This is a genomic window from Solibacillus isronensis (assembly GCF_023715405.1).
GTDB classification, from domain to species: Bacteria; Bacillota; Bacilli; order Bacillales_A; family Planococcaceae; genus Solibacillus; species Solibacillus isronensis_B.
In genome coordinates this window covers 2,214,822-2,230,170 of the sequence record NZ_JAMBOC010000001.1, presented here as the reverse complement: position 1 = coordinate 2,230,170, position 15,349 = coordinate 2,214,822, and the positions used below count along the sequence as shown (strand labels likewise).

15 protein-coding genes are annotated in these 15,349 nt (G+C 39.3%); 14 read left to right on the top strand and 1 reads right to left on the bottom strand.

Annotated elements, in window-relative coordinates:
* Positions 1-123: 123 nt before the first annotated feature.
* On the top strand, positions 124-711 hold the full coding sequence (rpoE, locus tag M3166_RS11095) for a DNA-directed RNA polymerase subunit delta (protein WP_251689873.1): 588 nt from the start codon (positions 124-126) through the stop codon (positions 709-711).
* A gap of 237 nt (positions 712-948) precedes the next feature.
* Positions 949-2,553 carry a CTP synthase gene (locus M3166_RS11090; protein ID WP_251689872.1) on the top strand — a complete coding sequence of 535 codons (1,605 nt, stop codon included), beginning with the start codon at positions 949-951 and terminating at the stop codon, positions 2,551-2,553.
* Between the two features lie 342 nt (positions 2,554-2,895).
* On the opposite strand, the gene M3166_RS11085 is transcribed toward M3166_RS11090, so the two are convergent.
* Positions 2,896-3,468 carry a DUF2529 domain-containing protein gene (locus M3166_RS11085; protein WP_251689871.1) on the bottom strand — a complete coding sequence of 191 codons (573 nt, stop codon included), beginning with the start codon at positions 3,466-3,468 and terminating at the stop codon, positions 2,896-2,898.
* 281 nt (positions 3,469-3,749) lie between these two features.
* Here M3166_RS11085 and M3166_RS11080 point away from each other — a divergent pair, with 281 nt between their 5' ends.
* The 12 genes from M3166_RS11080 (at position 3,750) to M3166_RS11025 (ending at position 15,264) form a co-directional block, all read left to right on the top strand.
* On the top strand, positions 3,750-4,121 hold the full coding sequence (locus M3166_RS11080; RefSeq protein WP_251689870.1) for a response regulator: 372 nt from the start codon (positions 3,750-3,752) through the stop codon (positions 4,119-4,121).
* 187 nt (positions 4,122-4,308) lie between these two features.
* Positions 4,309-5,163, top strand: a complete 855-nt coding sequence (locus M3166_RS11075) for a class II fructose-bisphosphate aldolase (RefSeq protein WP_251689869.1) — start codon at positions 4,309-4,311, stop codon at positions 5,161-5,163.
* A 220-nt stretch (positions 5,164-5,383) separates the two neighbouring features.
* On the top strand, positions 5,384-6,034 hold the full coding sequence (fsa, locus tag M3166_RS11070) for a fructose-6-phosphate aldolase (protein ID WP_079524628.1): 651 nt from the start codon (positions 5,384-5,386) through the stop codon (positions 6,032-6,034).
* Between the two features lie 69 nt (positions 6,035-6,103).
* Positions 6,104-7,381 (top strand): UDP-N-acetylglucosamine 1-carboxyvinyltransferase, encoded by a 1,278-nt coding sequence (locus M3166_RS11065; protein ID WP_251689868.1) that lies wholly within the window; start codon positions 6,104-6,106, stop codon positions 7,379-7,381.
* 156 nt (positions 7,382-7,537) lie between these two features.
* Positions 7,538-8,503 carry a class II fructose-bisphosphatase gene (glpX, locus tag M3166_RS11060; protein WP_079524630.1) on the top strand — a complete coding sequence of 322 codons (966 nt, stop codon included), beginning with the start codon at positions 7,538-7,540 and terminating at the stop codon, positions 8,501-8,503.
* 190 nt (positions 8,504-8,693) lie between these two features.
* Positions 8,694-9,977, top strand: coding sequence for a transcription termination factor Rho (gene rho / locus M3166_RS11055; protein ID WP_251689867.1), 1,284 nt, complete (start codon positions 8,694-8,696; stop codon positions 9,975-9,977).
* A gap of 252 nt (positions 9,978-10,229) precedes the next feature.
* Complete coding sequence (gene rpmE / locus M3166_RS11050; protein WP_008404481.1) at positions 10,230-10,430, top strand: 50S ribosomal protein L31; 201 nt, start codon at positions 10,230-10,232, stop codon at positions 10,428-10,430.
* 421 nt (positions 10,431-10,851) lie between these two features.
* Positions 10,852-11,424: a thymidine kinase gene (locus M3166_RS11045; RefSeq protein WP_251689866.1), complete on the top strand. Its 573-nt coding sequence runs from the start codon at positions 10,852-10,854 to the stop codon at positions 11,422-11,424.
* 192 nt (positions 11,425-11,616) lie between these two features.
* The gene (prfA, locus tag M3166_RS11040) at positions 11,617-12,693 is read left to right on the top strand and encodes a peptide chain release factor 1 (protein ID WP_251689865.1); all 1,077 of its coding nucleotides are present in this window, start codon (positions 11,617-11,619) and stop codon (positions 12,691-12,693) included.
* The gene (gene prmC / locus M3166_RS11035) at positions 12,680-13,543 is read left to right on the top strand and encodes a peptide chain release factor N(5)-glutamine methyltransferase (RefSeq protein WP_251689864.1); all 864 of its coding nucleotides are present in this window, start codon (positions 12,680-12,682) and stop codon (positions 13,541-13,543) included. Before prfA ends, prmC begins: the two co-directional genes overlap by 14 nt.
* A 43-nt stretch (positions 13,544-13,586) precedes the next feature.
* Positions 13,587-14,201 carry a stage II sporulation protein R gene (locus tag M3166_RS11030; protein ID WP_251689863.1) on the top strand — a complete coding sequence of 205 codons (615 nt, stop codon included), beginning with the start codon at positions 13,587-13,589 and terminating at the stop codon, positions 14,199-14,201.
* Between the two features lie 31 nt (positions 14,202-14,232).
* Positions 14,233-15,264: an L-threonylcarbamoyladenylate synthase gene (locus tag M3166_RS11025; protein ID WP_251689862.1), complete on the top strand. Its 1,032-nt coding sequence runs from the start codon at positions 14,233-14,235 to the stop codon at positions 15,262-15,264.
* Positions 15,265-15,349: the final 85 nt, after the last annotated feature.

Below are 15,349 nucleotides of genomic sequence, written 5' to 3'. Positions count from 1 at the left end.
TGTACAAGCAACGACAAGAGCGGGTATAAGATCTTCGGCAGATGTTAAGGATTTGGAAGACGAATCCAAACGCAATTACGCCGAGTCGTAATTGATAAATAGACATGTAAGAATGGAAAGGACGTGCACGATTTGAACTTTCGTGGTATGACAGATGAACAATTAGCAGAAGAGTCATTAATCGACTTAGCATACGCACTATTAGAAGATAAAAAACAAGCAATGCCGTTAAATGAATTATTAAAAGGTATTCAAGCATTAAATGGTATTTCGGATGAAGATTTAAAATCCCGTTTAGTACAATTTTATACTGACTTAAACGTAGAAGGCCGCTTTTTATTAAACCAAGAAAATGGCTGGGGTTTACGTGAGTGGTATAAAGTAGAAACAATCGAAGAAGAAACAGCGCCAACAATTAAGACACGTAAGAAGAAAGCAAAAGCTGTTGACGACGAAGATGAAGATGAAGTTATCGACCTTGAAGAAGAGGATGTATTATTCGAGGAAGATTACGATGAATTCGTTGACGACGAAGAAGAGGAAGAAGTGGATGAGGAAATCGACTTCGTAGAAGAAGATATTGAAGAAATCGATCCTGACATCGATGAAGAAATAATCGATGAAGATGATACATTTATTATCGAGGATGATGAAGAAGAAATAGACGAAGAGTTAGATGAGGAATTAGAAGAAGACGAAGATTTAAAGTAATCAATTTTCACATTGGAAATTGAAAGTGCTTGACTTCTATTTCAGTTCCGTATAATCTTTTACTTGGGCTCCTTTAAAGAGGAGATTGACCGTATAAGTTATACGCTCCCCCTGCAAAATAGTGCAGGAGGAGCGTTTTTTATTTTTTCATGCGTTTTTAATTAGAAAAACATTCCCTTGCATTTAGGAAGCAATAGAGTGTTTTTCTAATTTGTTTTAAAAGAAGGAGGAATTTGTATGACAAAGTATATTTTCGTAACAGGTGGGGTAGTTTCATCACTTGGTAAAGGGATTGTAGCAGCATCTTTAGGTCGTCTATTAAAAAATCGTGGATTGGAAGTAACAATTCAAAAATTTGATCCATATTTAAATATTGATCCAGGTACAATGAGTCCATACCAGCATGGTGAAGTATTCGTTACAGATGATGGTGCAGAAGCGGACTTAGACTTAGGTCACTATGAGCGTTTCATCGATATTAATCTTGGTAAACACTCAACTGTTACTTCAGGTAAAGTATATCAATCGGTACTAAATAAAGAGCGCCGCGGTGACTACAATGGTGGTACAGTTCAAGTAATTCCTCACGTAACAAATGAAATTAAAGAACGTGTACAACGTGCTGGCCGTGAAACTTCTGCTGATGTTGTTATTACGGAAATCGGTGGTACAGTAGGTGACTTTGAATCACTTTCATTCCTGGAAGCGATTCGCCAAATGCGCCGTGATTTAGGCCATGAAAATGTAATGTACATCCACTGTACATTAATGCCTTATATTGCAGCTGCTGGTGAAATGAAAACAAAACCGACACAGCACTCTGTTAAAGAGTTGCGTTCATTAGGTATTCAGCCAAATATTATCGTATTACGTACAGAACAACCAGTTCCACAAGACATGAAAGAAAAAATCGCGTTATTCTGTGACGTAAAACCTTCTGATATTATCGAATCACGTGATGCAGAACATTTATATGAAGTGCCATTAAATCTTCATGCACAAGGTTTTGACCAAATCGTTCTTGATCATTTCGGTATTACAGCGCCAAAAGCGGATATGACAGATTGGAAAGAGCTTGTACATTTAGTGAAAAACCTGGAGCACAAAACACGTATCGCTTTAGTAGGTAAATACGTAGAATTGCAAGATGCTTATATTTCAGTTGTAGAAGCGTTAAAACATGCAGGTTATGTATACAATTCAGATATCGCAATCGACTGGATCAATGCTGAGCACGTTACAGCGGAAAATGTTGATGAATTGCTAGGACAAGCAGACGGTATTTTAGTGCCAGGTGGTTTCGGCGACCGTGGTGTTGAAGGAAAAATCGAATCGATCCGTTATGCACGTGAAAACGATGTACCGTTCTTCGGTATTTGCCTAGGTATGCAAATGGCGACTGTAGAATTTGCACGTAATGTTATGGGCTTGGAAGGTGCACACTCAACAGAACTGGACAAAAACACGAAGTATCCGATTATCGATTTCTTACCGGATCAAACAGAAGATACAGATATCGGCGGAACATTACGTCTTGGTCTATATCCATGTAAATTAAAAGAAGGATCTCGTGCACGCGCGGCTTACAATGGTGAAGAGTTAGTATACGAACGTCACCGTCACCGTTACGAGTTCAACAATGAATTCCGTGAAGCAATGGAAGCGGAAGGTATGGTATTCTCAGGATTATCTCCTAACAATAAATTAGTAGAAATTGTTGAGTTACCGGAAAAGAAATTCTTTGTGGCTGGCCAGTTCCACCCAGAATTAATTTCACGTCCACAACGTCCACAACCATTATTCCGTGAGTTTGTTGGCGCAGCGTTTAATAATAAAAAATAAAGAGTTGGGGCAAAAGTAGCTCCAAAATTAAAAGCAGCTCAATTTTACGATAGTAAAGTTTGAGCTGCTTAATTTGTATACCTATTTTGTATCCGTTGTTCTCCGTTACGGCGGACGCTTTCCTGGGGCACGAGGCCAACACGATGTTGGTCACAAAAGCGTTGCCACAGGACGTGGCGCTCCTAGCTTTTGTTCCAAGTCTCTTCCACGTGCTTGGCCCCTGGGAGTCGCCGCCTTCACTCCGAACAACTAATTTACCTTCTAATCAAAGAGAGGCACATATAAATATAAAAATATAAAAGACGACCCCCATACCAGTATGGATTAAGAGTCGTCAATAAATTATGCGAATGGAGACGGATGGCTGTCCATTAATTCGTCGTCCTCTTCATCATCGTCCACGAGCATTTCGTCGAATTCCATCTTAATTGCTTCATAAATATATAAAGCTGCAATAAGATGTGGAAATACGATGCGTTCGCCGAGCTTTGTAGGATGCGGCAAAATGCCACCGCGCACTTTCAATGAAATATACGTATAAGCAAGATCGCTTAACGGATTTTCATCGCCGGCCATTTCACTTGCGACAGCCGCAAATGGGATAAACTCTGCATGCAGTTGCTGAGCAAGTTTTAATGCTTGTTCATCTGTTGCGTGTCGAGTAAAAATAATTACACGGTCAGCAGGCAAAAGTTCAACATTTTCTGTATAGCGTGCAAACTTAGCAAATTTACCTTCACCAAGCTCTGCATTTATTGCAACAGCTTTCATTTCACCAAATGCCGCAAAGTAAATTGTTCCTTGCCCAATTGCTGCCTGTGCCAATAATCTTGCAGTTTCTTCAATAGATTCTTCTTCAGTTTGCTGAATGCGCTGTAGAAGACCTGTTAATTGCGTAGTTAAAATTTTAGACATATTAACACCTCAAAGTTATTATAAAATTGTGCACATAAAAAAGCAAAAGCACAAACTCTCTCGATAAAAGAGGGGAAATCAATTTAGTAATAGAATGTAACTTATATAAAGTGAAACTTCAATCAGTGGGGGGTTCTTGCCCACTGATTGTTAGTTGAACCAATCGGGCATTTATGGGTAGTTGATCTCCCGCCTATCCTTTTCGCCCTTGATAAGTACAGAGGCGGGAGTCTTACTACCCGTTAATCCGGGATAAATTATTATTATAATGGGGGATCACATTGAAGGGGATACTAATAGTAGATGATCAGCAGGGAATAAGGATGCTTCTAAATGAAGTATTTAAAAAAGAAGGATTCACAACTTATCTAGCGGCAAACGGATTTGACGCAATAAAAATTGCACAGGAAAATGCTCTCGATTGCGTCCTGCTGGATATGAAAATACCCGGAATGGACGGACTGGAGATTTTAGCCCGTTTGAAAGAAGATCACCCGGAGCTACCTGTAATGATGATGACTGCTTATGTGGAACAGCATATGATGGACAGAGCGAACGAATTAGGTGTGATAAAATACTTTACCAAACCTTTTAATATTTTTGAAGTACGTGATGAAGTTAATAAACTAGTAGAAAAGACTGAAAAAATATAAATGAAACAGGCGAGCAGGCAGTAGCGCATACTGTCTGTTTTTGTTATGATTAATCTAAATGTTTTTGTCAATTCATGTGATTTTGCATGGAATAGACGATGAAAAAAATACTTAAAAAAAGCATTTTGCGCAAACTATGTTTTTCTAGCAGCAAACTATTTATGTATCTTCGAGGAGGATTTTAATAATGGCATTAGTTTCAATGAAAGAAATGTTAATTAAAGCAAAAGCAGAAGGTTATGCAGTAGGTCAATTCAATATTAACAACCTGGAATGGACACAAGCCATTTTACAAGCAGCAGAAGAAGAAAAATCACCGGTAATTCTAGGTGTTTCTGAAGGTGCCGGAAAATATATGGGCGGCTTCATTGCTGTAGTAAAAATGGTTGAAGGCTTAATGGAAAGCTACAAAACAACTGTTCCAGTAGCAATTCATTTAGATCATGGTTCAAGCTTCGATAAATGTAAAGAAGCAATCGATGCTGGTTTCTCTTCTGTTATGATTGACGCTTCACACCATCCATTCGAAGAAAATATTCAAACGACTAAACAAGTTGTGGAGTATGCACATGCAAAAGGTGTATCTGTTGAAGCGGAACTTGGTACTGTAGGCGGCGAGGAAGACGGTGTCATTGGCGGCATTATGTACGCAAACCCACAGGAATGTAAAGCACTAGTTGAAGCTACAGGTATTGACTGTTTAGCTCCAGCATTAGGTTCTGTTCACGGTCCTTACAAAGGCGAACCAAACTTAGGATTTGCTGAAATGGAAGAAATCTCAACGTTGACAGATGTTCCGTTAGTATTACATGGTGGAACTGGTATTCCAACAAAAGATATTCAACGTTCAATTTCTTTAGGTACAGCAAAAATTAATGTCAACACAGAAAACCAAATTTCGGCTACGAAAGTAATCCGTGAATTTTTAGAAAATGATAAGAAAACATATGATCCACGTAAATATTTAGGTCCAGCTCGTGAAGCGATTAAAGCGACAGTAATCGGTAAAATGCGCGAATTCGGCAGCTCTGGAAAAGCTTAATTGATAGAGTGAACCTTCTTTCACGGGAGTCTTCATCTGCCGATACGTTTTCAAGGCAGAAATTCTACCTATTAATGCGGAATAATGAATCCACAAAAGAAAAGTGCACAAAATAAGCGTACTTTTCTTTGTGAACACGTGTTTTTCAACATAAGACATCTCGTTCACAAATTGAGCGAGATGTGTTTTTATAATCAAATGTAAATCGGAGGCTATTATAATGAAATTTTTTATCGATACAGCAAACTTTGACGAAATTAAAGAAGCATACTCTTGGGGGATTCTTTCAGGTGTAACGACAAACCCATCATTAGTTGCAAAAGAATCAGGCGTGAATTTCCACGACCGCTTACGTGAAATTGCTGAGCTGGTAAACGGCTCGGTTTCTGGTGAAGTAATTTCTTTAGACGCTGAAGGAATGATTCGTGAAGGGGAAGAATTGGCAGCGATTCACCCGAATATTACAGTAAAACTTCCAATGACACCGGAAGGATTAAAAGCATGTAAACACTTCTCTGAAAAAGGGATTAAAACGAACGTGACATTAATTTTCTCTGCTAACCAAGCATTGATGGCAGCACGTGCAGGCGCTTCTTATGTATCTCCATTCTTAGGACGTCTAGATGATATTGGTCAAGATGGCGTAGAATTAATCCGTGAAATTGCGGAAATGTTTGCTATCCACGAAATTGACACGGAAATTATTGCCGCATCTATTCGTCACCCGCAACATATTACGCAAGCTGCATTAGCTGGCGCACATATTGCAACAACTCCATACAAAGTTTTACAGCAACTGTTTAATCATCCATTAACAGACAAAGGAATTGAAGGATTTTTAGCGGATTGGGCAAAGCGTGAAGGGAAATAATAAGAATACCTCACAGCAGTTGCAGTCTACTTTACTGTGAAATTTGTCCAATGTAAGGGAGAACACAAAATGGATGTTTATAAAATTCAAGGCGGAAATCGTCTAAAAGGTAAAATAACCGTTAGCGGTGCAAAAAATAGCGCAGTTGCTTTAATTCCTGCATCAATTTTGGCTGATTCTTCCGTTACCATTGGAGGAATTCCAGAGATTTCAGATGCATGGACGTTAAAGGCACTACTTGAAGAAATTGGCGGCGAAGTAACATTCGAAAATGGCAAGATGAAGATTGATCCATCAAAAATGGTTGCGATGCCGCTGCCAAACGGCAATGTTAAAAAATTACGTGCTTCCTATTATATGATGGGTGCCATGCTTGGACGTTTTAAACAAGCGGTAATCGGCATGCCAGGCGGATGTTTTTTAGGGCCGCGTCCAATTGATCAACATATTAAAGGTTTTGAAGCTTTAGGAGCAAAAGTAACAAATGAGCACGGTGCCATTTATTTACGCGCAGAAGAACTAATCGGTGCGAAAATTTACCTGGATGTTGCAAGTGTCGGCGCAACAATTAATATTATGCTGGCAGCAGTGCGTGCAAAAGGGAAAACTACAATCGAAAATGCAGCGAAAGAGCCTGAAATTATTGATGTTGCAACACTATTAACCAATATGGGTGCCAACATTAAAGGGGCAGGAACGAGCGTTATTCGTATTGAAGGTGTAGATGAGCTAAAAGGTACAAAACATACAATTATACCGGACCGGATTGAAGCAGCCACATTTATGATTATGGCTGCAGCAATTGGTGATGGTGTACTCATCGATAATGTTATTCCGCTTCACATGGAAGCCGTCACAGCGAAACTTCGCGAAATGGGTGTAACTGTGGAAGAGAATGAGGAAAGCATCTTTATTTCCAAGCAAACGAAACTGCAGGCAATTGATGTGAAAACACTTGTCTACCCAGGATTCCCGACTGATGTTCAACAGCCTTTATCTGTATTAATGACGCAGGCAGAAGGTACTTCGATGATTACAGATACGATTTATTCTGCTCGTTTCAAGCATATAGATGAACTGCGACGTATGAGTGCAAAAGCTCGTGTTGAAGGCAATACTGCCATCATTCAAGGACCTGCATCTTTGGAAGGATCCACGGTAACGGCAACAGATTTACGCGCAGGTGCCGCATTAGTATTGGCTGGACTTATCGCAAAAGGTGAAACAGAAATTCACGATATTTACCATATTGAGCGCGGCTATAGTTCGTTAATCGAAAAGCTGTGTGCAATCGGAGCAAATATTCGTAAAGAGTCCATTGTCATTAATACAAAGAATAATGCATAAATTTGCTATAATTCGTGATCAGAATCGCGCAACGATGAGAGTATGATAATATATATTTGGGTAATGAAAATATGTTAGTTCATAATACAATTCAAAAAAGCAGTTAATTTAGGCTGTTAAAATCGGTTTTAACCGATTACAGGAGGCAAACACAAAATGGAACGTAGTTTATCAATGGAAGTAGTACGTGTAACAGAAGCAGCAGCGATTGCATCAGCGAAATGGATGGGACGCGGACTTAAAAATGAAGCGGACGACGCAGCAACAACAGCGATGCGTGTTATGTTTGATACAATCCCAATGCATGCGACAGTTGTAATTGGTGAAGGAGAAATGGATGAAGCACCGATGCTTTATATCGGTGAAGAATTAGGGCTTCGAAATGGCGGACCTGAAGTTGATATCGCAGTAGATCCATTAGAAGGTACAAATATCGTAGCAAAAGGTACAAATGGCGCGATGACAGTACTGGCAATTGCAGACCGTGGCAATCTATTAAATGCGCCTGATATGTATATGGATAAAATAGCTGTAGGACCGGAAGCAGCAGGAAAAGTTGATATTAACGCTTCTGTTACGTACAACTTATTGCAAGTGGCAAAGGCAAAAAATAAAGATATTTCCGATGTGGTAGCAACACTTTTAGACCGTCCACGTCATCAGCATATTGTCGATGAAATCCGTGAAGCGGGTGCACGTATTAAATTCATCCAAGACGGTGATGTAGGTGCAGCGATTAACACAGCATTCGATGAAACTGGTATCGATATTATGTTCGGTATGGGTGGTGCCCCAGAAGGCGTTATTGCGGCAGTTGCATTAAAATGTTTAGGTGGCGATTTCCAAGCGAAACTAGTGCCTGAAGATGAAGAACAGCTTGCACGTTGCGTAAAAATGGGAGTCGACGTTGATAAAGTATTAATGATGGAAGACCTAGTTAAAGGCGATGATGCGATTTTTGCAGCGACAGCTGTAACGGATTCTGAGCTTTTACGCGGTGTTCAATATAAAGGTTCCTATGCACTTACACATTCAGTTGTTATGCGTGCAAAAACAGGAACAGTACGTTTTATCGAAGGTCGCCACAGCATTGAAAAAAAACCAAAGTATGACCAAATTTAACTTCCTATATAATGTAAGTAGCCTCAAATAGAAAATGCCCATTTTCAAATTACTTGCACTATAATATAATAAATGCCCAGTGTAAAAACTGGGCATCTTTCAAATAAAGTGTAGTATACTTCTCTTACACAAATTCCTAAACAATAACTTAATTTTTTCAAATTAAATTTTAATAGACTGGAGAAAACGTATGACAGCATTAACAATTGCTCAATTAGAAAGCATGACATTAAAAGAATTATATGCTTTAGCGAAGCAATACAAATTATCAAATGCTAGTAAGCTAAATAAAAAGGAACTAATTTTTGCAATCTTAAAAACCCGCTCTGAACAAGAAGGCTTCTTCTTCATGGAAGGTGTTTTGGAAATTATTCCTACAGACGGCTTCGGATTCCTGCGCCCGATTAACTACTCTCCTTCAAAAGAGGATATTTACATTTCTGCTTCCCAAATTCGTCGCTTCGATTTACGAAATGGTGATAAAGTTTCAGGGAAAGTTCGTCCACCAAAAGAAAATGAACGTTACTATGGCTTATTGCAAGTTGATGCTGTAAATGGCGAGGACCCTGAAGTTGCAAAAGAACGTGTGCATTTCCCTGCATTAACGCCGCTTTACCCGAATCGCCATATCAAATTGGAAACAGTTCCTACAAAACTTTCGACGCGTATTATGGATTTAGTAGCGCCGGTTGGTTTTGGTCAGCGTGGTTTAATTGTGGCGCCGCCAAAAGCCGGTAAAACATCTTTATTAAAAGAAATTGCCAATGCGATTACGACAAACCATCCGGAAGCGGAACTGATCGTACTACTTATCGATGAGCGTCCGGAAGAAGTAACGGATATCGAACGTTCAGTTAATGCAGACGTAGTATCTTCAACGTTTGATGAAGTGCCTGAAAACCATGTAAAAGTAGCGGAAATCGTTTTGGAACGTGCACGACGTCTAGTAGAACAAAAACGCGATGTTATTATTTTAATGGATTCGATTACACGTTTAGCACGTGCCTATAACTTAGTAATCCCGCCAAGTGGCCGTACACTTTCAGGTGGTATTGACCCTGCTGCATTCCACCGTCCGAAACGTTTCTTCGGTTCTGCCCGCAATATCGAAGAGGGCGGCAGTTTAACAATTTTAGCGACTGCTCTTATTGATACAGGCAGCCGTATGGACGAAGTAATTTATGAAGAATTCAAAGGAACGGGTAACCTTGAACTGCACTTGGATCGTAGCTTGGCAGAACGCCGTATTTTCCCGGCAATCGATATCCGCCGTTCAGGTACACGTAAAGAAGAGCTTCTTATTCCGAAAGACCAGCTTGATAAATTATGGGCAATCCGTAAAACATTCAGCGATTCACATGACTTCGGTGAAAAGTTCTTACGCAAAATACGCACAACAAAAACAAACGAAGAATTCTTTGAAAAGCTTGATACAGATATGAAGAAAGCTACGAACGGTAAAGGGTTGTTATAGAATTTTAGAAGATTGACCGGAATGAAAATCAAGTTCTTGATTTAGTGAGGAACTACATACATTCAATTTCGTAAAATAATATAAAATAGTTGCAACCTTTTTTAAAACTTGCTATACTTCTTTAAGTATGAAACGTGCACATATATAGCTGACCTCAACACATTACGTATGTAGTGACATATTCGGGCTATGTAAGGTGCAGTTCGAAAATACTCTGTTCCGGATGGTTCAGGGCGAGAGGAGAAAACGAATATGAAACAAGGTATCCACCCAGATTACAAAGTAGCAACAGTAACTTGCTCTTGTGGTAATTCTTTTGAAACAGGTTCAGTTAAAGAAAAGATCTCAATCGAGTTCTGTAACGAATGTCACCCATTCTATACAGGTCGTCAAAAGTTCGCTTCTGCAGACGGACGTGTAGATCGCTTCAACAAAAAATATGGTATGAAATAATACCTCTGCCCATTTCCGGATTTCCGGAAATGGGTTTTTAATTTTTGTAGAGCATTAATTTTGTTTTATTAGAAGATATTGCGCAGTTATTAAAAAAATTTTGCAGGTTATTAGAAAATCCGAAACGTTTATTTGAAAACCGCAATGCGATATTAGAATATGTACATATTATATTAGAAGTTCAAACTTTTATTAGAAGGAATAAAAATATATTAGAAGAAATTAGAAGATATTGGAAATCTTTCGCACATGTTTTTCTAAAGAGAAAGATTCTAATAAATAGAGCACCTTTTGCAATAGACGAATGACAAAAAACTAGCTAAGATAAAAGAAGTAAAAGTTGACCTTGAGTTAGATACTCAAGGTTTTTTGTTGGTGAAAAAACGAACTTGCAATTTTAATTAGAAACGAGGAAATAGAAATGGCGCAATTATTTTATAAGCATGGGGCGATGAATAGCGGGAAATCGATTGAAATTTTAAAAGTTGCCCACAATTATGAAGAGCAAAATAAAGCGGTACTGATTTTTACTTCAGGAATTGATACACGCGATGAAGTCGGAACAGTTTCAAGCCGAATCGGTTTAAGACGTCCGGCGATTGCGGTGTTTGAAGATACAAACATATATGAAATAGTAGAAAAACACGAAGAAAGATTATATTGTGTACTTGTAGACGAAGTACAATTTTTATCAAAAGAACATGTATTGCAGCTGACTCAAATTGTCGATGAGCTGAACATTCCTGTTATGGGCTTTGGCTTGAAAAATGACTTCCAGAATGAGCTGTTTGAAGGCAGCCGTTATATGACGATATACGCGGATAAAATTGAGGAAATGAAAACTATTTGCTGGTTCTGTCATAAGAAAGCGACGATGAACTTACGAGTAGATGAAAATAAAAAGCCGGTCCGTACAGGTGATCAGATTCAAATTGGGGGTAATGATAGTTATTACCCTGTTTGCCGCAAGTGCCATTCCAATCCGCCACTATAATTTAGAGTGAACGGCACAACCAAATTTAAATATATGAATGCCAATGTGTAAATGATATGAAGAAAGTTCAACATAGATGTAGCAACAACCGTAAAATTTCTTTATACTAGTAAAGGTGCATTTTAACGTGACTCGTGAGAAGACGAGTGAAATACAACTAATAACAAAATAACTTTTAGAGGTGAAATATAGATGTTTGATCGTTTACAGGCGGTTGAAGACCGTTACGAAAGATTAAATGAATTACTAAGCGACCCGGATATCGTCAGCGATTCCAATAAGCTTCGCGAATATTCGAAAGAGCAATCCGATATTCAGGAAATGGTAGAAGTATACCGTGAATACAAATCGGTGAAAGAGCAACTGGCAGATACACGGGAATTAATGGAAATTGAAAAAGATGCAGATATGCTGGAAATGATGAAGGAAGAGTTTAACGATTTAAACAAACAAGTTCCAGAGTTAGAAGATCGTCTGCGTATTTTATTAATCCCTAAAGACCCGAACGATTCGAAAAACGTAATTATGGAGATCCGCGGTGCTGCTGGTGGTGACGAAGCCAATATTTTTGCTGGTGACCTATTCCGTATGTACACACGCTATGCGGAAACGCAAGGCTGGAAAGTGGATGTAATGGAAGCAACACCAAACCCGGCAGGCGGATTTAAAGAAGTAATCTTCATGATCAACGGTCAAGGTGCATATTCAAAATTCAAATATGAAAATGGCGCTCACCGTGTTCAACGTGTACCTGCGACAGAATCACAAGGCCGTATCCATACATCAACTGCTACGGTAGCATGTTTACCGGAAGTACATGTAGAAGATGTAGAAATTCATGAAAAAGATATTCGCGTTGATACATTCGCTTCATCTGGTGCAGGTGGTCAGTCAGTAAATACAACGATGTCTGCTGTTCGTATGACCCACTTACCGACAGGTGTTGTCGTTTCGATGCAAGATGAACGTTCACAAATTAAGAACCGTGAAAAAGCGATGAAAATTTTAGTAGCACGTGTAGCGGATAAACACCGTCAGGAAGCACAGGCTGAAATCGATGCAACACGTAAGACAGCAGTAGGAACAGGCGACCGTTCTGAACGTATCCGTACTTACAACTATCCACAAAACCGCGTAACAGATCACCGAATTGGTTTAACGATTCAAAAACTTGACCAAATCGTTGAAGGTAAGCTGGATGAAATCATCGATGCACTTATTTTAGATGAGCAGGCAACACGCTTATCAAATTTAAATGAAGATGCATAAAACCATTTTTGAGGCCCTGAATGGGGCTTCTTCTTTTTTAGAGGAAAACGGTCGCGAAGGAAATGCCGCACGGATTTTATTGCAGCATATTTTACAGACAAGCTATTCAGGATTAATGATGAAGATGCACGATATTCTACCCGAAGAGCAGCAACAGCAGTTTGATGCTTTTATTCAAGAGCATGTGAAAGGGCGTCCTGTACAATATATAACGGGTGTAGAAGAATTTTACGGACGCTCATTTATAGTTGATGAATCGGTACTGATCCCTCGTCCGGAAACGGAAGAACTGATTGTTGGAACGATTGAGCGGATCCGCAAGTTATTCGGAGACAAGCAAAATCTGAAGTTTGCCGACATTGGGACTGGCAGTGGTGCCATTGCCATTACAATGAAAAAGGAATGTCCGCAGCTTGATGTAACAGCAACGGATCTTTCACCTGCAGCACTTGCAACAGCACAAAAAAACGCTGAGCAGCTGCAAGCGGAAATTGAATTTAAGCTAGGCGATTTAACAGAACCGGTTGCAAATGAAAAATGGGATGTTGTCCTTTCTAATCCGCCGTATATCGCATATGAGGAAATGGAGGATATGTCCGATGTTGTCGTAGCGCACGAACCTCATCAGGCATTGTTTGCCGATGAAGAAGGACTATTGCTTTATCGTAAACTAGCAGAAAATTTACCGGCTCTTATGAAGAGGCCGGCATTAATTGGGCTGGAAATCGGTTATACACAAGGAGAAGCCGTAGCGAATTTTTTCAAAAAAAGCTTTCCAAATGCCCATGTATCAGTCATTCAAGATATAAATAAAAAAGAACGTATTGTTTTTTGTGAGATTAGTGAATAAAAAATAGATTCCTTGTAAACAATGTTTGCAAGGGGGAATGATTATGTTACATGATTACGATATTCAAAATGAATCCAATCTATTTTTAGCGATTGCTAAATTACTAATAAGTGTTCTATTTTTATATTGCGCTGCTACGTTTATACCTACTTTCGTAGATGAGGTACGCATTGATCAGGGAGAAAGCAATGACCAGTTAAAGTTCCGTGTTATTGCAAACAGTTCGACAAATGCCGACCAGCTTATCAAATATGAGGTTGTCGGAACAATTCAAACTTATTTGCAAAATACACCTGAATTTTCAGAAGATATCCACAGTGTGGAAAACATGTATCAGGAAATTCAGAAAACTTACCCACAATTAAAAATCACCTATAAGTTTGGGGATAACTTAATTCCCCCGAAATGGGTGGCTGGTCAGTTTTATCCGCAAAAAGAGTATTATTCTGTTAATTTCATTATTGGACAAGGTCGAGGCGAAAACTGGTTCTGTGCAGTGTTCCCAACGCTTTGTATAGTTAATGAGCCGGTGGAAAATGAACGGCCGCCATTTTTTATTGCTGAATGGTGGGAAAAACATATGGAAAAAAGTGATCCACAAAACACAGAAGAACTTGTAGAAAATGATCCAACTTACTCACAATTTGTGGATAGTTAACTCAAACATTTACAGAAAGGAGGAAAAAGTAATGCACACTTTCCAATTAAATGTGGATGAATTTGTGGATAATTCAGAAAATTATACACAGGCTGTGGATTTATTAAATAACGGCGAAATAGTCGCATTTCCGACAGAAACCGTATATGGCTTAGGTGCTGTTGCGACAAATGAGCTGGCCGTGAAGAAAATATATGCTGCAAAAGGAAGACCTTCGGATAATCCCTTGATTGTTCATATAGGAACAGTGGAAGAAGTATCGTTATATACAACAAATATTTCGGAAGTTGCCCAAAAATGTATGGATGCTTTTTGGCCTGGTCCATTGACACTTGTCATGCATGCAAAGCCGAATGTTTTAGCGTCAAGTGTTACGGCAGGATTAGATACGGTTGGAATTCGTATGCCCGATCATCCAGTAGCACTGGAACTTCTTCAAACATTAAAGAAACCGTTAGCAGCGCCTAGTGCAAATCGCAGCGGTAAGCCTAGTCCGACAAAAGCCGAACATGTATTTGAAGATTTGCAAAACATTATTCCTTGTATTTTGGATGGAGGAATGACGGGGATCGGACTTGAATCGACCGTTTTGGATGTCACACTGGATACACCCGTTATTTTGCGTCCGGGCGGGGTAACGAAAGAAATGCTCGAAGCGGTAATCGGACCAGTTATTGAGCCAAGTCTGGAACAGCAGAAAATTGAATCGACACCAAAAGCGCCTGGTATGAAATATACCCACTATGCACCGGAAGCTCCCGTCTATTTAATAGACGCAAATAAGGAAGCGATTGAAACGGCTATTGCCGAATTAAAACCGGAACATAAAGTTGCCTTATTGGCACCGGAAAGCTTTAAAGAAATTAAGGTCGATTATTATTTCTCATTCGGGAATGCAAATGATCTTGAACAAATGAGTGCTTCGCTATATGATGCATTGCGTGCATGCGATAAAACGGATGCCACGATTATTCTAGCGACGGCAACATCAAAAACAGGTGTTGGTACAGCTATTATGAACCGTCTGGAAAAGGCGGCAGGCGGCAAATGGTACGCACTATAAGAATAAAACCACATCTTGCAACATCGGGATGTGGTTTTTGTGTATAAACAAAAGGATATTTCCCGGCCTAAAAGCATAAATTACA

Bases quoted from the DNA above. Each gene is read 5' to 3' on its own strand.
- M3166_RS11090 (WP_251689872.1), top strand. From the start codon at position 949: ATGACAAAGTATATTTTCGTAACAGGTGGGGTAGTTTCATCACTTGGT.
- M3166_RS11085 (WP_251689871.1), bottom strand. From the start codon at position 3,468: ATGTCTAAAATTTTAACTACGCAATTAACAGGTCTTCTACAGCGCATT.
- M3166_RS11075 (WP_251689869.1), top strand. From the start codon at position 4,309: ATGGCATTAGTTTCAATGAAAGAAATGTTAATTAAAGCAAAAGCAGAA.
- fsa (WP_079524628.1), top strand. From the start codon at position 5,384: ATGAAATTTTTTATCGATACAGCAAACTTTGACGAAATTAAAGAAGCA.
- M3166_RS11065 (WP_251689868.1), top strand. From the start codon at position 6,104: ATGGATGTTTATAAAATTCAAGGCGGAAATCGTCTAAAAGGTAAAATA.
- glpX (WP_079524630.1), top strand. From the start codon at position 7,538: ATGGAACGTAGTTTATCAATGGAAGTAGTACGTGTAACAGAAGCAGCA.
- rho (WP_251689867.1), top strand. From the start codon at position 8,694: ATGACAGCATTAACAATTGCTCAATTAGAAAGCATGACATTAAAAGAA.
- rpmE (WP_008404481.1), top strand. From the start codon at position 10,230: ATGAAACAAGGTATCCACCCAGATTACAAAGTAGCAACAGTAACTTGC.
- M3166_RS11045 (WP_251689866.1), top strand. From the start codon at position 10,852: ATGGCGCAATTATTTTATAAGCATGGGGCGATGAATAGCGGGAAATCG.
- prfA (WP_251689865.1), top strand. From the start codon at position 11,617: ATGTTTGATCGTTTACAGGCGGTTGAAGACCGTTACGAAAGATTAAAT.
- prmC (WP_251689864.1), top strand. From the start codon at position 12,680: ATGAAGATGCATAAAACCATTTTTGAGGCCCTGAATGGGGCTTCTTCT.
- M3166_RS11030 (WP_251689863.1), top strand. From the start codon at position 13,587: ATGTTACATGATTACGATATTCAAAATGAATCCAATCTATTTTTAGCG.
- M3166_RS11025 (WP_251689862.1), top strand. From the start codon at position 14,233: ATGCACACTTTCCAATTAAATGTGGATGAATTTGTGGATAATTCAGAA.